Here is a 19,939-nt window from a genome sequence, read left to right as displayed (position 1 = left end):
GCTTATCAGTTAGTGTGGCGGACTGCGCGCAGGAACTCCTGGCGAGTATTCTGGCTCGACTTGAACAAACCACCGAGCGAGGTCGTGGTGGTTGCGCTGGTCGCATCGCGGATGCCGCGCGCTTTCACGCAATAATGCACCGCATCAATAGAAACCGCGACATTGTTGGTGCCAAGCAGCGTTTGCAGCGCGGTAAGGATCTGCTGCGTCAGTCGCTCCTGCACCTGCGGTCGCTGCGCAAAAAACTGCACGATACGGTTGATTTTCGACAGGCCGATAACTGAATCCTTCGGGATATAGGCAACGGTGGCTTTGCCGTCGATCGTGACAAAATGGTGTTCGCAGGTGCTGGTCAGCGTGATATCGCGCACCGTCACCATCTCATCGACTTTCATCTTGTTTTCAATGACGGTTATCTTCGGGAAATTGGCGTAATCAAGGCCGGAGAAGATCTCATCGACATACATTTTGGCAATGCGATGCGGCGTTTCCATCAGGCTGTCATCATTCAGATCGAGATTCAGCAGTTGCATAATCTCAGTCATATGCCCGGCGATAAGGCGTTTACGGGATTCGTTATCCATTTGCACTGGTGGGCGCAGCGGCGTTTCCAGACCACGGGCAACCAGAGCCTCGTGAACGAGCGCCGCTTCTTTACTGAGTGATGACATGTTTTTTATTCTCCTGCAGGTGTGGCGAACTTCGCGGTGTTAACGCAAAGTGAGCGAACATTGTGCGTGAGGTCGCGCACATAATCCAGCCCCGACGACGATAATTATTGAAATCGCTGCCGCCTTTCAGGACGTACGTTTCCAGACCAAAACTCCCCCAATGACCAGAGCCATTGCCGCCACACCAAGCGCCGGTTCAAGCTGCTGCGTAAGCCAGGTGGAAAGAGCAGAGGTCATTGGGCCGACCAGTTGCCCCATCGCATAGCCCGTGGTCAACAACCCGGCCATATAACGCGTGTGATTGGGTGCAAGTTCGCGTCCATACAGCAGTGAAAGCTGCACGGCGCAGAGAAATCCGCCGCCTACCAGCAACGCGCCGCACACCAGCCCGCTCATACCTGGCAGTAACCATGCCGCCAGTACGCCCGCGCCTTGCAGCCACAACACAATCGCCAGCCGCTGATGGCTGTGTCCAACGTGGCGTAGCAGAATACTTAATGCTATCCCCACCACCGCGGCGGCACCAAACACCGGCCAGACAAATTGAGCAAACAGGCTGCCCGGAAAACGCAGCGCCGCCATTTGCGACAGGAACGTCGCCGGTAAAATATAACCAAACCCGGCCAGGCTGTAGCTCCAGACCAGGCGTTTAAGATCGGTGGTTAACTGTAGCGGCTGTGGCTTTTCTCCTGGCCGATGCCACTCACCAGGACGCGGCAAATAGCGGGCAATCAATGCCACCAACAGCAGCGCCAATACGCCATACACCTGCCATGCGGACGCAGCAGTTAACCCTTTTGCCTGGATCGCCACCGCCAGCAGGCCGCTTAATGCAATGCCTGCGCCCGGCCCGGCAAACACCGCGGCACTCAGCCCTGGTTTTCCAGCGTGCGCCAGCCGCTCGTTGGTCCAGGCGGCAATCAGCACCATCGCCCAGCCACTCATTGCGCCAATGACCAGACGCAACGCCCCATGCACCCATGCGTTATCCGCAAGCGAAGAGAGAAAGGTCAGCGCCACCGCGCCGCCAATACCAAGATAAAGACGCACTTCGATATGCCGCTGCGCACGCATTGCGTCCCAGGCACCAAGCAGATAGCCGAGGTAGTTAATCGCCGCCACCAGCCCGGCGCTGGTCAGGGTTAGTTGTTCGTCGCGGATCATTAACGGCACCTGCGGTGTGAAGGCAAAACGCCCGATGCCCATCGCTACCACCAGCACAATAAACCCACAAAGCGCCACACGTTGCGCCATTAGCGCCTCCAAATGTTAACGTAAAGTTATGTTTATGATGCAGTATGTTGCGTTTATGCGGAAGTGAAAGTTACTCACAGCAAAGGGAATAGTCTGTATGATGACAAGAAGTCACCTTACTTTGTTTGTAAAAATTCTAAGGAGCCCCGCATGGAAATGCTCGAAGAGCACCGCTGTTTTGAAGGCTGGCAACAGCGCTGGCACCACGACTCCGCCATATTGAACTGCACGATGACCTTTAGCATCTTCTTACCGCCGCAATACAGCGCAACACCGCCGCCGGTGCTGTACTGGCTCTCCGGCCTCACCTGCAATGACGAAAATTTCACCACCAAAGCCGGGGCACAACGCGTCGCTGCAGAATTAGGTATTGTGCTGGTGATGCCGGATACCAGCCCGCGTGGCGACGATGTGGCAGATGCAGACAGCTATGACCTGGGCAAAGGTGCAGGTTTTTACCTCAATGCCACCCAGCAGCCGTGGGCAGCGCATTACCGAATGTATGATTACCTACGCGATGAATTACCGACGCTTATCCAGTCGCAATTTAAGGTCAGCGACCGCTGCGCTATCAGTGGCCATTCGATGGGCGGCCACGGCGCGCTAATCATGGCGCTGAAAAACCCTGGCCGTTACACCAGCGTTTCCGCCTTTGCACCAATCGTTAACCCGTTACAGGTGCCGTGGGGGCAAAAAGCGTTTCGCGCCTATCTGGGTGACGACGCGCAACAATGGCGTGAATGGGATAGCTGTGCGCTGATGCTGGAAAGCAACGAAACTGACGCGATTCCAACACTTATCGATCAGGGTGACAACGATCAGTTCCTGGCCGATCAGCTCCAGCCTGCGAGGCTTGCGGAAGTGGCACGACAAAAATCGTGGCCGCTGACGCTGCGCATCCAGTCCGGCTACGATCACAGTTACTTCTTTATCGCTTCGTTTATTGAAGATCATGTGCGCTTCCATGCGCAACATCTGCTGAAATAATCGTAAACCCGGCGATTAACTCGCCGGCTCCTCTTTTATTTATGGAGATTACTTGTCGAAGTTGACATCTTTTTAATTCTGGAGAAACCAAGTTTTAATGCAATAAGACTTAACGTATCTGCATTATGCAATGCTATATCTATTGCTGTCTTCTTCGTCTTAGCATTCCTATTTACTCCACTTAGATCTATCCCTTTTAGAATTATTTCCGTATCGCCGGTTAACTCCTTGACATATTCTTCAGGTTTATAAATATTGTGAGGACTGGATGGAGTGTAAAAATAGTCCTGCGTTCCTTTTTCACCGAATATTTCGTAGAATCTACCGCTTCTTTTAATACCGGAAAAATGTGATGCTTCATGCAGTATATTATGGATATTCTGAACAGATCCCAAATGCTCTAAGTGCGCCTCAGAAAAATATATTTTCCTTTCAGAATCACCATGTAATACATATGCAAGATTTCCTTTTTCCTTTCCTTCCTCATCGTACATGGTTTTGCTTTTTAATAAAGCATCCTGCATAAATTTAAATCTTAACAATATTTCCCCTTTTAATTCTGTCGTTTTTATCTTTTTAGCATTAGCTCCTCCTTTAAGAATTTCACGAATATCTTCTTTTGTTTTTTTCTCTAATTTAGGCACTTCCAGTTTTTTTATCGCCTCATCAAGAATGGATTTTGCAGTTATTATTTCCTCATCAAGCCCTGGATTTTTAATTGAATATTTTCTCAATCTTTGTGTTTCATTCGAAACTCTACCATCGTTGTCATATAATGTTACCGGATTATCCCTCACCATCCTGAACAAATTAAGCCCATCCACGGTGCTCGCCGGGTCTGCTGAGAGCCACCGTCCCGCCCACGGCTGGTAATAGCGATATCCATAATAATAAAGCCCCGTCGCGTCCTGCTCTTTACCGGAATAACGGAGGGTTTTGTAATCCGCTTCCAGCTGGCTGCGCGCGGCAAACAGCGCCGTGCCGCCATACGGGTAATACTCTTCCTGGCTGATAAGCTCGCCGCTGCCGTCCACTTCCAGTGCGCTGCTGCCGGTAAGGTTGTCGTAGCTGTAACGAATCGGGTCATTAGCAATTCCGGCAGGCTGACCGCTTTCCCAGTGCAGCACCCGTACCTGGGCGCGACCGGCTTCTCCAACGATTATCACCTGAAGGGTTTCCGCGCTGCTGCTGCGCAGTTCCAGACCCGGCAGGTAAATCACCCTTTTCGTCTGCGTACTGTTACCGGTCAGCTGCGAGGTGATTTTCAGCACGCGCTGGCTGCTGGCGTCGTAGCGGTAGCGTTCGCTGTCGTCGGGTTCGCCATCGCGCATCACTGGAGTGACTTTCTGCAGTTCCTGGCGCGCCGTCCACAGCAGATTTTGCCCCGGCAGCATCTGTTTCTGCTGACCGCCGGCGGTGAACAGCGCCTCCACATCGGCCGGGTTTTCCGTGAAGGTGCTGAGTACTGCGCGGTTGCTGCGGTCGGAGACGGTGATGCTGGTGGTGTAGTTATTGCCGGAGGCCGGGGCGCTGTGCTGAATTTTCGTCAGATTACCGGCGTTGTCGTAGGTGTAAGTGCGGGAGTAGTTCGTGTAGGTGGCGTTATCGAAGGAGGTGAAATCAGGCCGGTTATTACTCTGCTGCACCGCGCTGGCCATTTCGCGCCCGGTGGCGCTGACCAGCTGGTACAGGCTGTCGTAGGCGTAGGTGTTTTCGGGCACCACCTGCTGATTGCGCCAGAAACGGGTCTCCTCGGCATCGTTAGTAATCACCAGCACGTTGCCCACCGGGTCGTACTCGTAGCGCAAATCCTGCAGCACTTTTGTCGTTGTCGCGCGTTCGGTTTTAATACCCACCAGCCGCTGGGTTTCCGCTTCGTAACTGTAGGTTGTCACCACGCCGTTGCCGTGCTCCTCGCGCAGTTTCTGCCCGGCAGCAGAGTATGTCAGGGATTTCACGATGACTTGTTCTGTTTCACCCTTAATGGTCAGCCAGCTGCCCTTCAGCAGACCCGCCACATCAAACGCCACGCGCTGGGTATTGCCTTTCGCGTCAAGCGTGGTCAGGACATTTCCGGCGGCGTCTACCGTGCTGGTTGTGGTGTAGGTTTCACCCGCCAGCAGGTCGTTCCACGCCGAGGCGTCCGCGCCCTGCCAGTCTGCTTCTGCATCATCCGGCAGCAACTGGCGGGTGACGGAAAGCGGCACGCCGTTCAGGGAAACGCTGCTCATCGAAAGCAGGCCTGCCGGGTCGTAATGGCTGACCAGCTGACCGGCGAGATTGTGGCTCTGTTCATCTGAGGAATGACCGCCCCAGATAAACCGCTCCGTGATGCGCGCACTGTCTCCGGCAATCTGTTCGGTAATACCGAGCAGCCGCCCCGGCAGCCCTGCCTCTTCATACTGAAAAGTATGGGTGACTGTGGTGCTGCGGTCATTACCGGTGCCGATATTGCTGACCTGCAAAAAAGCCCGCCCTGACGCGTCATTCAGGGCAACCGTGGTACCGGCATCGGCGCTCTGCGTACGCAGCGGCGTACCGTTCAGGTCGTGGAGGTAACTGAAATTCACCAGCCCGGCGGCATACAGACGCGGGTCGGCACTTTGTGACGGCTGGCCACGCGCATCGAACTGATGATGCGTGATACGTTCCTCGGAGGTGTCCGGCGCATCGGGATGACGGTGATATATGATGTCGCGTACCGCCAGGCCCCGGTTATCAAGCACCGCGACTGACGGGGTTTTACTGTAAAGGGATGTACTCATACGATTCTCCATTACTGTCGATAACACTTGTGGATATCAGGAGAAGTATAGGTTCGTTGGCGCAGAGATCTGATAGCGAAGCCAGGACAGGGAGCACAAAATATCCGCCTTCACAGAAAGCGACACTCATTTCGCCCCCGAAGGGCGCACTAAAAAACCTTAAAAGAAGCCGCTGTCAGTCGTGTGAGATGTAAATCTAAAGGCAACAGGCAGAGCAAAAAAAGCCCTCCATACAGAGGGCTAAAGAGTGAATTTATTTCGTGAAACGTTCCGGAAACTCCATTTCACTATAACGCACGAAACGGGTTCCTTTGGAAAATTTATAACCTAACCAGATAATAAGGAACAGCGGGATACCAATATACGTCGCCGCTACCGCGCCCCAGTCAATACGGTCTGCCAGGAAAGCCTGATAGTTTTGCCCAAGCGTGATGATCAGGCACAGCGCGAAGGCGAAGATTGGCCCCAGCGGGAAGAAACCTGAACGGTACGGCAGGTTATCCAGCGAATGTCCCTGCGCCACATAACCGCGACGAAAACGGTAGTGGCTGATGGCAATGCCCAGCCAGGCGATAAAACCAGTCATGCCGGAAGTGTTCAGCAGCCACAAGTACACGGTCTGGTTGCCAAACATTGAGGTCAGGAAGCACAGCGCGGCAATCACCGTGGTGGCATACAGCGCGTTACGCGGCACGCCACCTTTCGACAGTTTGGAGAAAATGCGCGGCGCTTTGCCATCACACGCCAGCGTGTAGAGCATACGCGTGGAAGCGTACATTCCCGAGTTCCCCGCCGACAGCACCGCCGTCAGGATCACCGCATTCATCACCGCCGCCGCAGAGAGCAAACCCGCATGCTGGAACACCAGCGTGAACGGGCTGACGCTGATATCTTTTACGTCGTTACGCAGCAGGCTCGGATCGGTGTAGGGAATAATCAGGCTGATAATCAAAATCGCAAACACATAGAACAGCAGAATACGCCAGAACACCTGACGCACCGCGCGCGGAATATTCTTCTCTGGATCTTCCGATTCACCCGCCGCGATACCAATCAGCTCAGTGCCCTGGAAAGAGAAACCGACAATCATTGCCACACCGATCATGGCGGAAAAACCACCGGCAAATGGCGCATCGCCAATCGCCCAGTTGCTCCAGCCTGCCGGTTTTTCCCCCTGGAAAATACCGACAATCATCATCACACCAACAACGATAAAGATAATAACGGTAGTGACTTTAATCAGCGAGAACCAATATTCCGCTTCGCCAAAGCCTTTCACAGAGATGTAGTTAAGCAGGAAAATCACCGCGAGGAACAGCGCGCTCCAGATCCAACCCGGCGTGTCCGGGAACCACCAGGTCATCACTAATTGCGATGCCACAAGGTCAACGGCGATGGTCACCGCCCAGTTGTACCAGTAGTTCCAGCCCAGCGCGAAGCCGAAGCCCTCTTCAACGTATTTCTGACCATAGGTGGAGAACGAACCGGAAACCGGCATGTACGCCGCCAGTTCGCCCAGGCTGGTCATCAGGAAGTAGACCATCAAGCCAATCAGCATATAGGAGAACAACGCGCCGCCCGGGCCCGCCGAAGAAATGGTCGCCCCTGATGCGACAAACAAACCTGTACCGATGGAACCGCCAATCGCGATCATCGTCAGATGACGCGCTTTGAGTTCTCGACGAAGCGTGGGCGCTTCTGTGGTTTTAGTTTCGGAAACCATAAGAAAATGCTATCCATCCAAAAAATGAGGCGCGATTGTAGCAAACGAAACGCAGGCCTTCCGGCATAAAACGCCTCTTATTAGAGACCTTCATGATCGGCAGAGGATTATAAGTAAAGCAGTGAATGGCAGATGTTGCGAGGCGATAAACAGGCTCCCGCGCGGATGCGGGAGCAGAAAGATTAATTCAGACCGCGTACTGACGCGATAAACTGCTGCAGTTCCGGCGTTTTCGGCTGCGTGAAGAAGTGTTTGCTTTCGCCTTGCTCCCAGACTTTTCCCTGATGCATAAACACCACGCGGTCGCCCACTTCGCGCGCAAAGTTCATTTCATGGGTCACCAGAATCAGCGTCATCCCCTCACGGGCAAGCTGCTCCAGTACGCGCAGCACCTCGCCGACCAATTCCGGGTCCAGTGCAGAGGTAATTTCATCACACAGCAGCACTTTCGGTTTCATCGCCAGCGCACGGGCAATCGCCACGCGCTGCTGCTGGCCGCCGGAAAGATTAGCCGGATAGTAGTCAATACGCTCGCCAAGCCCCACTTTTTCCAGCATCTCACTGGCCAGCCGACGACACTCATCCGCAGGCAATTTCAGCACCCGGCGCGGTGCCAGCATCACGTTTTCCAGCGCCGTCATATGCGGAAACAGATTAAAGCTCTGGAACACCATTCCCACTGAGCGGCTGATCTCACGCGCCTGGGATTCCCGGTCCGTTACCGTCATCCCCCCCAGTTTGATACTGCCATCCTGGTAGCCTTCTAACCCGTTCATGCAGCGCAGCAAGGTGCTTTTGCCTGAACCGCTGCGGCCAATAATCGACACCACTTCCCCCATCTCTATGTCGAGGCTTACGCCCTTCAGCACATGGTTGTCGCCATAATATTTTTGCACTTCATTAATGGTGATGAGCGGCATGGAATTTATTCTCCAGATAACGGCTGTAGCGCGACAGCGGATAACACAGCAGGAAATAGCCTAACGCCACCAGGCCAAACACTTTGAACGGTGCGAAGGTAACGTTGTTGAGCATGGTGCCGGCTTTGGTGAGTTCGACAAAACCGATAATCGACGCCAGCGCCGTGCCTTTAATCACCTGCACGGAAAACCCCACCGTTGGCGCAATGGCGATACGAATAGCCTGCGGCGCGATCACACGAAACAGCGTCTGACCAAAACTCAGTCCCAGACAGCGGCAGGCTTCCCATTGCCCTTTGGGCAATGCTTTGATGCTGCCGTACCAGATATCAAGCAAGAAGGCGCTGGTAAACAGCGTTAACGCCAGCGTCGCCGCCGTCCACGCGCTGACATCGATACCAAACAGCGCAAGGCCAAAAAAAGCCAGGAACAGCTGCATCAACAACGGTGTGCCCTGAAAGAGTGCGGCATAGGCGCTGATAAACCGTTTTGGTAAACGCCAGCGGCTAATGCGTAACACCAGCAGCGGCAGCGTCACCAGCGTGCCGCAGACGAAGGCAATCAGTGACAACAGCACCGTCCAGCGCGCCGCCAGCAGCAGGTTGCGCAGAATATCCCAGTCAGTAAACGTACTCATTAGGCCTCGCTCCCTAACCATTTGCGCCCAATTGCCAGCAGTAACTGGCGCATCAGTAGCGACAGCATCAGGTACAGCAGCGTGGTGACAAAATAGACTTCAAAACTTAAAAACGTGCGCGACTGAATCAGGTTGGCCATAAAGGTCAACTCTTCATAAGAAACTTGCGACACTACCGAGGAGCCCAGCATGACGATAATGCACTGGCTCACCAGCGCCGGATAAATGCGTTTCAGCGCGGGGGGCAAAATCACCCGTAAGAAGGTTTGCGATTTACTGAGCCCCAATACGCGGGCAGCTTCCCACTGCCCTTTCGGCGCAACCTGGATCCCGGCGCGGATAATCTCCGTGCTGTAGGCGCCAAGGTTAACCAGCATGGCAATCAGTGCCGCTTCACCAGCGGTGAGTTTCAGCCCGAGGCTCGGTAAGCCAAAAACAATAAAGAACAGTTGCACCACAAAAGGCGTGTTGCGGATAAGCTCAACATACGCGCCCCAGATGGCACTCATCACGCCGGGTTTACCGCTACGCAGCGCCGCACCGGCAATGCCTATCGCCACGCCACCAACCGTCGCCAGCGTGGTTAAGGTCAATGTGGTCCAAAGCCCTGCCAGCAGCTCTGGCCAGTACGGCCAGAGCGCGGCGAAATCAAGCGACGTCGTCATGCGTTACGCGCCAAAGTTGGCCGGTAACGGCGCCTGCATCCATTTCTGTGACAAGCTGTTGAGCTCGCCCTCTTTCAGCGCCTGCTCCACCAGCTTGTCGACTTCGGCTTTCAGCGCGGGTTCGTTTTTCATCAGCCCGATATAGCACGGCGAATCTTTCAGCATAAATTGGCTGACCGGGGCTTTTTGCGGGTTCTGCCGCGCGATAGCCGCCACCACTACGTTACCGGTGGCAAGGTACTGCACCTGGCCGGACATATAGGCTGAAAGCGTGGTGTTGTTATCTTCGTAGCGCTTCACGTCGGCATCTTTCGGCGCGATGTCGCTCAGCACCATATCTTCTACCGCACCGCGTGTGACACCAATGGATTTGCCGCTTAGTGCTTTCGCGTCAGTCACCGTGGACTCTTTCGGACCAAACACACCAAGGAAGAAAGGCGCATAAGCGCGGCTAAAGTCGATCACTTTTTCGCGTTCCGCATTTTTGCCCAGGCTGGAAATTACCAGGTCAACTTTATGCGTTTGCAGGTACGGCACGCGGTTGGCGCTGGTTACGGGCACCAGTTGCAGTTTCACCTTCATACCTTTTGCCAGGTACCCGGCCATATCAATATCGTAACCTTGCGGTTTGAGATCGGTGCCCACAGAGCCAAATGGCGGAAAATCTTGCGGTACAGCCACGCGCAATACACCACGCTTCTGAATATCCTGTAATTGATCCGCCATGGCCTGCGAGGTGCAAGCCATCATTACTGTCGCCACCGCTGCAGCCTTCATCCACGTTTTCATCGTCAACACCTCATCGCTCATGAAACAAAAGATTCTTTGAATCACTTTCTGCAACTAATGTGCCAATACGATATATTCCGACGGTGTGTGGAGTACGAGGTGTTTAGAGGCTGAATCGAAGGTTGCAGCGCTGCGTCTGCACCACCAAAACGGTGCAGACGCCTGCTGATGGTGCAATCAAATCGCGCAGTAACGGATAAAGCGATTCAATGCACTGGAGAGGTGCTTCTGACGATGGTGAATACGCCAAAGCGTACGCACCAGACGGGGCAGCGGAATCGAGACTTCCGCTAAGCTGCCGGTTTCCAACTGTTCGGCAATCACTCGCCGCGACAGACAGCTAATGCCCAAACCGTGGCGCACTGCATGCTTGATGGCTTCTGAATTCCCCAGTTCCATGCCAAGACGAAACTGCGGCAAATGCGAGAGCAGTAAATAGTCGACAATTTCGCGCGTGCCGGAGCCGCGCTCACGCAGGATCCACGGCGCAGCGGCCAGTTGTTCGAGCGTTACGCGCCCTTGCAGCAGCGGGGATGACGGCGGCGCAAATACCACAAGCTCATCTTCGAGCCAAGGCTCGGCGATAATCTCCGCCGTGTGGCACGGGCCTTCGATTAAACCGATATCAACGCGGAAATCCGCTACCGCGTTGATCACGTCCTGGCTATTACCCACGCTCAGCTCCAGCGGCAGATCGGGGAAATCACGACGGTAGTGGGCAATCACCTCCGGCAGGATGTAGTTACCAATCGTGCTACTGGCGAATACGCGGATGGCACCGTTATCTTCGCGAAACAGTTGCTCGATTTCCGTTGCCTGCTCCAGCGCTGCCAGCGCGCGGGGGTAGAGCAAACGTCCATGTTCATTGACCACCAGCCGTTTGCCAACGCGATCGAACAATTGCACACCCAGCTGGCCTTCAAGATCGGTTAGCGCCGCGCTAACCGCCGATTGCGAGAGCGCCAGCCGCTGAGAAGCCTGGGTGGTGGAGCCGCTTTTCAGCACTTCTGCAAACACTTCAAGCTGGCGTAACGTTATATGCATAGAGGTCACTTACCACTTATAAAGATTGATTATAAATATATAATCAATTTTACCTTTAAACCAGTTCGCCTTAACCTTTTCTCCATTGAAAGGAGAAGGTTATGACAGAAATCACGTTACACACTCGACGCCACCCAGCCTGGCATTTTGTTCCTGGCTTGCTGTTGACCGGCGTGATTACCGCCGCCGCATTATGGCTTAGCGCTATCCCGTCGGTCGCGGGCCTTGGGCTGAGCGCCTTAACGCTGGCCATTCTTATCGGCATGCTGCTCGGCAATACGCTCTATCCGACATGGCACCACCGTTGCGACAGCGGCGTGCTGTTCGCCAAACAGCACCTGTTACGGCTGGGGATTATTCTTTATGGTTTTCGCCTGACGTTTTCGCAAATTGCCGATGTCGGGGTCAGCGGTATCGCCATTGATGTGCTGACGCTATCAAGCACCTTTTTGCTGGCCTGTTTTCTTGGGCAAAAAGTATTTGGCCTGGATAAAAAAACCAGCTGGCTGATTGGCGCGGGCAGCAGTATTTGCGGCGCAGCAGCCGTGCTGGCAACCGAACCGGTAGTCAAAGCAGAAGCCAGCAAAGTGACGGTTGCGGTGGCGACGGTAGTGATTTTCGGCACGCTGGCGATTTTTATTTACCCGGCACTCTATCCGCTGGTTGGGCACTGGTTTAGCCCGGAAACCTACGGCATCTGGGTTGGCTCAACAGTACATGAAGTGGCGCAAGTGGTCGCAGCCGGACACGCTATCAGCCCGGAAACGGAAAATGCCGCGGTGATTGCCAAAATGCTGCGCGTGATGATGCTGGCACCGTTTTTACTGCTGCTGGCAGCGCGTATCAAACAGCTCAGCCCGCAGCAAGGCGCAGAAAAAAGCAAGCTGACTATCCCGTGGTTTGCGCTGGGTTTTGTGGCTGTCGCGGTGTTTAACTCGTTTCATCTGTTGCCAGCATCGGTGGTGAACATGCTGAACACGCTGGATACGCTGCTGCTGGCGATGGCCATGGCGGCGCTGGGGTTGACCACGCATATCAGCGCGCTAAAAAATGCCGGGGCAAAACCGCTGGTTATGGGGCTGATCCTGTTTATCTGGCTGATTGTCGGCGGCGGTGCCATTAACCTGGCGGTTCATCACCTGATGGCATAAACCACTACGTCTCCTCCCTGTTGACCCGCTATGATGAGCGTTTTCCTCTGGCGGGTTTAACAGGAGTTTTTATGAAATACATTGGTGCGCATGTGAGCGCCTCCGGCGGCGTAGCGAATGCCGCGATTCGCGCAGCGGAGATTGGCGCGACGGCCTTCGCGCTGTTTACCAAAAACCAGCGCCAGTGGCGTGCCGCGCCGCTGAGTACGGAAACCATCGACGAGTTTAAAACCGCCTGCGAAAAATACCACTTCGCGCCAGGCCAGATCCTGCCGCACGACAGTTACCTGATTAACCTTGGTCACCCGGTGGCGGACGCACTGGAAAAATCTCGCGACGCGTTTATTGATGAGCTGAGCCGTTGTCAGCAACTGGGGCTGACGCTGCTGAACTTCCATCCGGGCAGCCATTTAATGCAGATCCCCGAAGAGAAATGTCTGGCGCGTATTGCCGAATCCATCAACATTGCGCTGGCACAAACCGAAGGCGTCACGGCAGTGATTGAAAACACCGCCGGTCAGGGCAGCAACCTTGGGTTTAAGTTCGAGCATCTGGCGGCAATTATTGACGGAGTGGAAGACAAATCCCGCGTCGGCGTGTGTATTGATACCTGCCATGCGTTTGCCGCAGGCTATGATTTGCGCAGCGAACAGGCCACGGCAGAAACCTTTGCGGAATTCGAGCGTGTGGTCGGTTTCCAGTATCTGCGCGGTATGCATCTGAATGATGCAAAAAGTACTTTTGGTAGCCGCGTTGACCGCCATCACAGCCTCGGCGAAGGGAATATCGGGCATGACGCGTTTCGCTGGATCATGCGCGATGCGCGTTTCGACGGCATTCCCATGATTCTGGAAACCATTAACCCGGATATCTGGGCCGAAGAAATTGCCTGGCTGAAGGCGCAGCAGACCGCTGAAGCCACCGCATAAAAAAAGGGCCGCTAAGCGGCCCTTCTCATTTTCCGGGTGTCGGCAATTTCTTATGCTACTTTCGCGACGGCTTCTGTTTCTGGCCGTTTCAGGAAGGCATACACCAGACCCGCCAGCAGCGTACCCGCGACGATTGAGAGCAGGTAGCCCAGCACCGGCGTGATAGCGCCTGGGATCAGCAGCACAAACAGACCACCGTGCGGTGCCATCAGTTTCGCACCAATCGCCATGGAGATAGCACCCGTCAGCGCACCACCGGCGATACAGCACGGCAGAACACGCATCGGGTCGCGGGCAGCAAACGGAATTGCGCCTTCAGAGATAAAGCACAAACCCAGTACCAGCGCCGCTTTACCCCCTTCGCGTTGACCTTTGTCGAACTTGTTGCGTGCAACAATGGTCGCCAGGCCCATCGCCAGCGGCGGCACCATACCGGCGGCCATAATTGCCGCCATCGGCGCGTAAGTTTGCGTACTCAGCAGACCCACACCAAAAGCGTATGCCGCTTTGTTGACCGGGCCCCCCATATCGGTACACATCATGCCACCGAGGATTGCGCCCAGCAGGACGGCGTTTGCCGTGCCCATGGTTTGCAGCCAGGAGGTCAGACTTGCCAGGATTTTCGCCACCGGCGTACCGATCAGGTAAATCATCGCCAGACCGACAATCAGGCTGGAAACCAGCGGAATGATCAGAATCGGTTTCAGCGCTTCCATACTTGGTGGCAGCTTCAGACCTTTACTGATGCCTTTCGCCAGGTAGCCCGCGAGGAAACCGGCAATGATACCGCCGATAAAACCCGAACCGGTGCTGACCGCCAGCATACCGCCGATAAGACCCGGCGTCAGACCCGGACGGTCGGCGATGGAGAACGCGATAAAGCCCGCCAGCACCGGCACCATCAGAGCAAAGGCTGAACCACCACCGATTTTCATCAGCGCGGCCGCCAGCGTGCCTTCTTCTTTAAACGCGGTAATACCGAATGCGAAGGAGAGCGCAATTAACAGACCACCGGCTACCACCATCGGCAGCATGTAGGAAACACCCGTCAGCAAGTGACGGTAGGCGCCCGCACTCTCTTTTTTACCTTCAGCAGCATCAGCAGAACCTTTACCCGCCGGCTGATAAGGCTTCGCTTCCGCGACAGCTTTATCCAGTTCCTGCGCGGTTTTCTTCAGCGCCAGACCCGTTGTTGTGCGGTACATCGGCTTACCAGCAAATTTCGCCAGATCGACTTCGATGTCAGCCGCAACCACCACTAGATCCGCCTGCGCAACCTCTTCCGGGGTGATGGCGTTGCCCGCACCCACGGAACCACGGGTTTCCACTTTCACCCACCAGCCGCGTTTTTTCGCTTCGGTTTCAATCGCTTCCGCCGCCATAAAGGTGTGCGCCACCCCCGTCGGGCAGGCAGTGACCGCCACAATGCGTTTCGGGCCACTGCTGGTCACGGCTGTCGCCGTTGCGGCAGGCGCGACATACGCCGATGCGTGGTTTTTCGCTTCACTCAGGAACAGTTCCGGGTGGGCGACTGCGCGATTGATATCGCCCAGCCAAACCTTTTTCCCGTCCAGCGCACTGTCGCCTGGCAGCTTGCTTCCCAGTACGATAGCCAGTTCCGCTTCGCCTGGGTTATCAATAAATTGCAGATTTGCTTTCTGCGCCGCCGCGCCCAGCAAGGTCTTCGCCATATAGGCGCGGGCCTGCCCGAGTTCGGAGTCGATTATCAGCAGCGTTTTCATTATGCCTCTCCTGCTGTTAGTTGAAGGGTTTTAAGTCAACTCGCGCCATCATCGCGGCTAACTGGGTACGATCGGTAATACCTACGTTACTCTGACTTACCGCCAGTGCAGCAACAGCGGTGGCCAGGCGTAAAGTATGTTCACTGGATTCACGCATCAGCAGACCGTAGATCAGCCCGCCAACCATTGAATCCCCTGCGCCAACGGTGCTTACCACTTCCATTGACGGCGGTTTGGCGATCCATTCGCCCGAAGCGTTAACCCACAGCGCGCCTTCTGCGCCCAGGGAAATCACCACATGGGCGATCCCCTGTTCGCGAAGCGCATGAGCAGCTTCAATAACGTCCTTCAATTCTGGTAATTTACGGCCCGCCCAGATTTCCAGCTCACGGCGGTTCGGTTTCACCAGCCACGGCGCGGCTTTCAGGCCAGCTACCAGCGCATCGCGGCTGCTGTCGAAGATAATGCACGGGCACTGGCTACGCAGGCGCGTCATCCAGTCCGTAAAGGCTTCCGGGCTGACGCCAGACGGCAGGCTACCGCTCACGCAAACCATGTCGAACTGGCCAAGCCAGGTCAGCGAATCGTTAACAAAGCGTTCCCAGTCAGCCGGGGTAACTTCAAAGCCGGAGAAGTTAAAATCCGTCACTTCGCCATCTTTTTCCGTCAGCTTCACGTTGATACGGGTACGCCCCTGCACCACCTGAAAACGGTTGGCGATGCCCAGCTCGCTGAACAATTGCTGGAAACCATCCTGGTTGTCTTTACCGAGGAAGCCGCCCACGGTGACATCAATGCCAAGGTCTTTCAGTACTTTTGCGACGTTGATCCCTTTACCCGCAGCATGCAGGCCGGTAGTGCGCACGAGGTTCACTTCGCCGCGTTCAACTTCCGGGGTGAACCCCACCAGATCATAGGCTGGATTAAGGGTAATCGTAGCGACACGTCTGCTCATTATGCGCCCTCCCCGAGACCGGCAGCGATGGCTTCGCCAATCGCTTTCAGCGCCTGTTCAGCATCATCACCCTGCGCGGTGAAACGCAGGCGGTGTCCTTTTTTCACGCCAAGTGCAACAACTTTCATCAGACTACGTCCATTAGCTGGTTTGCCGGTACCGTCGAGGTTGGTAACGGTAATTTCACTGTTAAATTGCTTGATAGTATTGACCAGCATGGTGCCCGGACGTGCGTGCAGACCATGCTCGTTACGCACGACAAATTCCTCGCTCAGCAGGTCTTCAGCAACCGCATCGTCACTGCTCAGCAACGCCAGAAGCGTGGCGGCGTCGGCATTCAGCAGCAGGCTGGTTTTATTGTTAAGCAGCAAATCGCTAAGGCGCTTGAGCACCGCGACTGGCTGTTCGTCGGCCATGGCAACACTGACCAGCAGCGCCACGCGCTCACCTTCTACCTCAAACGGGGTTGCTGCACGGCTCACCGCAACCGCACTCAGCAAGTTGCCTTCAGCACTGTCGTTCAGCCAAATGCCCTGACCGAGGTTCAGCGGTTTCTCGTTAATGGCGCGAGTAACATAGGCAGCATCAACCGCACCCGCCTCTTTCAGACGCGCGGCGTTCAGCGCTTGCAGCGTCGTCAGATCGCTGGCAGCGACATCGAGCGTTAAGGTTTCGTTATCCAGCTTGAGTGATGCGCTCTGTTTTTCGCCCATCAGCAATGCGCGCAGCTCTTCAGCAGAGGTGGCGGACTGCAACTGTGCGGCCACGGAATCATCGCTCAGCACATGCGTCAGCTGACGCAGCAGGCCAAGATGTTCATCGGAACTGGCGGCGATACCGATGGCGACATACGCCACCTGTCCTTCGCTCCAGAGGATGCCCTGTGGGAACTGGAAGACTTTCACACCGGTTTTCAGCACCTGATCGCGCGTGTCGGTGGTGCCGTGCGGAATAGCAATACCATTGCCGAGATACGTTGAAGTTTGCCCTTCGCGCGCCAGCATGCCATCGACGTAACCGTCGGCGACGTTACCTGCTGCTACCAGCGCCGCCGCAATCTGGCGAATGGCATCTTCTTTATTGCTGGCCTGCTGGCCTGGATGGATGTCCTGAACGGATAACTGGAACATGTGACCCTCGCTCGCTGATTGAATCGTTTCAGCTAAGTTGAGAAATAATGCGTCACCGCCGTTGTTCAGACATAACGTGATGACGCTGAAACGTTTCAAGGAGCATTCACTTTTTTTCTTCCGTAAGCAAGAATTCTCTCAATTGGCGTTGCAGAATTTTGAGGTTCAGCACATTTCGACCACGCGTAAGGCAAATTTGCTGAAGCAATCTTTCTGTTCAGCAATCCACTTTCAGCTTTCATCAGCTTTAATAAAAAGGCTGGAAAGAGGATTGGATTTTTTGTGATGAATTTTGCTTAGCAGGCTGGGTTTTTTTCATGCAGCGGCGTACACTCCGCGTCTCGCTATTGGATCTCATTTAACATGCAAAATTCTCCCGCCGCTGCGCGTCCCGGCGCTTTTGATTTCACCTCAACGGCATTCCTGATTGTCGCTTTTTTAACGGGGATTGCCGGTGCGCTGCAAACGCCGACGCTGAGCCTGTTTTTAACCAATGAAGTGCACGTTCGCCCGGCGATGGTGGGTTTCTTTTTCACCGGCAGCGCTGTGATTGGCATTCTGGTGAGCCAGTTTCTTGCCGGACGCTCCGATCGCAAAGGCGATCGCAAAACGCTGATTGTGTTCTGTTGCCTGCTCGGCGTGCTGGCCTGTGTGCTGTTCGCCTGGAACCGTAACTACTTTGTTTTACTGTTCATCGGGGTGTTCCTCAGCAGCTTCGGCTCGACAGCGAACCCGCAAATGTTTGCACTCGCGCGTGAATATGCGGATCGCACCGGGCGTGAAGCCGTGATGTTCAGCTCGATCCTGCGCGCGCAAGTCTCCCTGGCGTGGGTGATTGGCCCGCCTCTGGCCTACGCGCTGGCGATGGGCTTTGGTTTCTCCGCCATGTATTTATGCGCGGCGGCAGCCTTTATTGTCTGCGGTGCAATGGTGTGGCTGTTCCTGCCAACCATGCGTAAAGAGCCAAAGCTGAAATCTGCGGTGATGGAAGCGCCACGCACTCACCGCCGCGATGCGCTGCTATTGTTCGTGATTTGTACGCTGATGTGGGGCACCAACAGCCTTTATATTATTAATATGCCGCTGTTCATTATTGATGAGCTGCATCTGCCAGAGAAACTGGCGGGCGTGATGATGGGCACCGCTGCCGGGCTGGAAATCCCCACCATGCTGATTGCCGGGTATTACGCAAAGCGCTTCGGCAAACGCTTTCTGATGCGCGTTAGCGCCGTAGCGGGCATCTTTTTTTATGCAGGAATGCTGACGGTGCACACGCCCGTCGTATTGCTTGCTTTACAGTTGCTGAACGCTATTTATATCGGGATTCTCGCCGGGATTGGCATGCTCTATTTTCAGGATTTAATGCCGGGCCAGGCGGGTTCAGCCACCACCCTTTATACTAATACCACGCGCGTCGGCTGGATCATCGCCGGTTCGCTGGCTGGTGTAGTGGCAGAGATCTGGAGTTATCACGCCGTGTTCTGGATTGCGCTGGTGATGACGCTGGCTACGCAGGTTTGCCTGAGCCGGATAAAAGATATTTAAGGCGCGGTTTGTTGCTCAAGATCGAGCAGATACACCATCGCCTGCTCACGGTTTGCGCCGCACATTTCACGGCTCGGTTGCAGCCCGGCGCACACGTTTGGGCGCAGCGGTGAGCCGAATATCTTGCAGCGCTTTTGCGCGTCGAGCTGAACGCAGGGCGTATTGGCCGGTTTCCCGTCAGGCATGCCGGGTATCGGGCTACTGATGGACGGGGCGGTACAGCAAGCTCCGCAGTCCGGGCGGCATTCCATAAACGTTCTCGGTTATCAGGCGCGCGGGGCTGCGCGTGCAGGCGCAAGCTACCATCTTTTGCCCTCTGAACGCAAAACTCTCCGATTCCACTTGCCTGAAAAGTCCCTCGCGAGTAGTTTGTCGCGATATTTTCGTAATTTTCAATTTACAGGACCCTTGCAATGCCAAGAGCGAACGAAATTAAAAAAGGTATGGTGCTGAATTACAACGGCAAATTGCTGATTGTGAAAGATATTGATATTCAGTCACCGAGCGCCCGTGGCGCGGCAACGCTCTACAAAATGCGTTTTTCCGATGTCCGTACTGGGCTGAAAGTGGAAGAGCGTTTTAAAGGCGACGATATCCTTGATACCGTGACCCTGAACCGTCGTTTTGTCGACTTCTCTTATGTTGACGGCAACGAATACGTGTTTATGGATAAAGAAGATTACACGCCGTACACCTTCAATAAAGAGCAGATTGAAGAAGAGCTGCTGTTTATTCCAGAAGGCGGTATGCCGGATATGCAGGTTCTGCTGTGGGACGGCCAGTTGCTGGCTCTCGAATTGCCGCAGACGGTGGATCTGGAAATTGTGGAAACCGCACCAGGTATCAAAGGCGCTTCCGCCAGCTCGCGCACCAAACCGGCAACCCTGACGACTGGCCTGGTGGTACAGGTTCCGGAATACCTGACCACCGGCGAGAGAATCCGTATTCATATTGAAGAGCGCCGCTATATGGGCCGCACCGATTGATAAGCGTGATACATTAAAAAAGCCACTTCATTGAAGTGGCTTTTTA

The 19,939-nt window shown here is 54.8% G+C and carries 18 protein-coding genes; 5 read left to right on the top strand and 13 right to left on the bottom strand.

Features of this window, described 5'->3' with window-relative positions; genetic code table 11:
- Window positions 1–5 precede the first annotated feature (5 nt).
- On the bottom strand, window positions 6–671 hold the full coding sequence (gene folE / locus ACFX4O_RS08700) for a GTP cyclohydrolase I FolE (RefSeq protein WP_017459784.1): 666 nt from the start codon (window positions 669–671) through the stop codon (window positions 6–8).
- A gap of 126 nt (window positions 672–797) precedes the next feature.
- Window positions 798–1,925 (bottom strand): YbfB/YjiJ family MFS transporter, encoded by a 1,128-nt coding sequence (locus ACFX4O_RS08695; RefSeq protein WP_380208109.1) that lies wholly within the window; start codon window positions 1,923–1,925, stop codon window positions 798–800.
- A gap of 150 nt (window positions 1,926–2,075) precedes the next feature.
- Between ACFX4O_RS08695 and fghA the strand changes: the two genes are divergently transcribed.
- Window positions 2,076–2,912: an S-formylglutathione hydrolase gene (gene fghA, locus ACFX4O_RS08690; RefSeq protein WP_131410695.1), complete on the top strand. Its 837-nt coding sequence runs from the start codon at window positions 2,076–2,078 to the stop codon at window positions 2,910–2,912.
- A 35-nt stretch (window positions 2,913–2,947) separates the two neighbouring features.
- On the opposite strand, the gene ACFX4O_RS08685 is transcribed toward fghA, so the two are convergent.
- The 7 genes from ACFX4O_RS08685 to yieE form a co-directional block, all read right to left on the bottom strand.
- Window positions 2,948–5,677, bottom strand: coding sequence for an RHS repeat protein (locus ACFX4O_RS08685; protein ID WP_380208107.1), 2,730 nt, complete (start codon window positions 5,675–5,677; stop codon window positions 2,948–2,950).
- 253 nt (window positions 5,678–5,930) lie between these two features.
- Window positions 5,931–7,400, bottom strand: a complete 1,470-nt coding sequence (locus tag ACFX4O_RS08680; protein ID WP_380208105.1) for an amino acid permease — start codon at window positions 7,398–7,400, stop codon at window positions 5,931–5,933.
- Between the two features lie 182 nt (window positions 7,401–7,582).
- Entirely contained in the window at window positions 7,583–8,320 is a 738-nt protein-coding gene (locus tag ACFX4O_RS08675; protein ID WP_131410701.1) for an amino acid ABC transporter ATP-binding protein, read from the bottom strand.
- Window positions 8,301–8,957 carry an amino acid ABC transporter permease gene (locus tag ACFX4O_RS08670; RefSeq protein ID WP_380208103.1) on the bottom strand — a complete coding sequence of 219 codons (657 nt, stop codon included), beginning with the start codon at window positions 8,955–8,957 and terminating at the stop codon, window positions 8,301–8,303. The genes ACFX4O_RS08675 and ACFX4O_RS08670 overlap by 20 nt, the downstream gene beginning before the upstream one ends.
- Window positions 8,957–9,622 (bottom strand): amino acid ABC transporter permease, encoded by a 666-nt coding sequence (locus ACFX4O_RS08665; RefSeq protein ID WP_380208101.1) that lies wholly within the window; start codon window positions 9,620–9,622, stop codon window positions 8,957–8,959. The genes ACFX4O_RS08670 and ACFX4O_RS08665 overlap by 1 nt, the downstream gene beginning before the upstream one ends.
- A gap of 3 nt (window positions 9,623–9,625) precedes the next feature.
- Window positions 9,626–10,399 carry a transporter substrate-binding domain-containing protein gene (locus tag ACFX4O_RS08660; RefSeq protein ID WP_235855242.1) on the bottom strand — a complete coding sequence of 258 codons (774 nt, stop codon included), beginning with the start codon at window positions 10,397–10,399 and terminating at the stop codon, window positions 9,626–9,628.
- 189 nt (window positions 10,400–10,588) lie between these two features.
- The gene (gene yieE / locus ACFX4O_RS08655; protein ID WP_131410707.1) at window positions 10,589–11,455 is read right to left on the bottom strand and encodes a DNA-binding transcriptional regulator YeiE; all 867 of its coding nucleotides are present in this window, start codon (window positions 11,453–11,455) and stop codon (window positions 10,589–10,591) included.
- A gap of 101 nt (window positions 11,456–11,556) precedes the next feature.
- Between yieE and ACFX4O_RS08650 the strand changes: the two genes are divergently transcribed.
- Both ACFX4O_RS08650 and nfo read left to right on the top strand, forming a co-directional pair.
- A complete protein-coding gene (locus tag ACFX4O_RS08650) occupies window positions 11,557–12,606 on the top strand; it encodes a YeiH family putative sulfate export transporter (RefSeq protein WP_380208098.1) in 1,050 nt (349 codons plus the stop codon).
- A gap of 71 nt (window positions 12,607–12,677) precedes the next feature.
- Window positions 12,678–13,535 carry a deoxyribonuclease IV gene (gene nfo / locus ACFX4O_RS08645; RefSeq protein ID WP_380208096.1) on the top strand — a complete coding sequence of 286 codons (858 nt, stop codon included), beginning with the start codon at window positions 12,678–12,680 and terminating at the stop codon, window positions 13,533–13,535.
- 50 nt (window positions 13,536–13,585) lie between these two features.
- Here the strand turns inward: nfo and fruA are convergent, their stop codons facing one another.
- From fruA to fruB, 3 genes are read right to left on the bottom strand one after another with little or no spacing between them, the layout of a single operon-like run.
- Window positions 13,586–15,277 (bottom strand): PTS fructose transporter subunit IIBC, encoded by a 1,692-nt coding sequence (gene fruA, locus ACFX4O_RS08640; protein ID WP_131410713.1) that lies wholly within the window; start codon window positions 15,275–15,277, stop codon window positions 13,586–13,588.
- Between the two features lie 16 nt (window positions 15,278–15,293).
- The gene (gene fruK, locus ACFX4O_RS08635; protein WP_131410715.1) at window positions 15,294–16,232 is read right to left on the bottom strand and encodes a 1-phosphofructokinase; all 939 of its coding nucleotides are present in this window, start codon (window positions 16,230–16,232) and stop codon (window positions 15,294–15,296) included.
- Entirely contained in the window at window positions 16,232–17,362 is a 1,131-nt protein-coding gene (gene fruB, locus ACFX4O_RS08630) for a fused PTS fructose transporter subunit IIA/HPr protein (RefSeq protein WP_380208093.1), read from the bottom strand. The genes fruK and fruB overlap by 1 nt, the downstream gene beginning before the upstream one ends.
- 363 nt (window positions 17,363–17,725) lie before the next feature.
- Between fruB and setB the strand changes: the two genes are divergently transcribed.
- Window positions 17,726–18,907 (top strand): sugar efflux transporter SetB, encoded by a 1,182-nt coding sequence (setB, locus tag ACFX4O_RS08625; RefSeq protein WP_380208091.1) that lies wholly within the window; start codon window positions 17,726–17,728, stop codon window positions 18,905–18,907.
- Here the strand turns inward: setB and ACFX4O_RS08620 are convergent.
- The gene (locus tag ACFX4O_RS08620; RefSeq protein WP_131410721.1) at window positions 18,904–19,158 is read right to left on the bottom strand and encodes a YkgJ family cysteine cluster protein; all 255 of its coding nucleotides are present in this window, start codon (window positions 19,156–19,158) and stop codon (window positions 18,904–18,906) included. The genes setB and ACFX4O_RS08620 overlap by 4 nt on opposite strands.
- Window positions 19,159–19,320: 162 nt before the next feature.
- Here ACFX4O_RS08620 and yeiP point away from each other — a divergent pair, with 162 nt between their 5' ends.
- Window positions 19,321–19,893: an elongation factor P-like protein YeiP gene (gene yeiP, locus ACFX4O_RS08615; protein WP_131410723.1), complete on the top strand. Its 573-nt coding sequence runs from the start codon at window positions 19,321–19,323 to the stop codon at window positions 19,891–19,893.
- Window positions 19,894–19,939 lie beyond the last annotated feature (46 nt).

It is taken from the genome of Kosakonia sp. YIM B13571, from assembly GCF_042788095.1.
Lineage (GTDB): Bacteria > Pseudomonadota > Gammaproteobacteria > Enterobacterales > Enterobacteriaceae > Kosakonia > Kosakonia quasisacchari.
The sequence above is the reverse complement of the archived record's forward strand: the minus strand, read 5'-3'. Positions and strand labels throughout refer to the sequence as shown.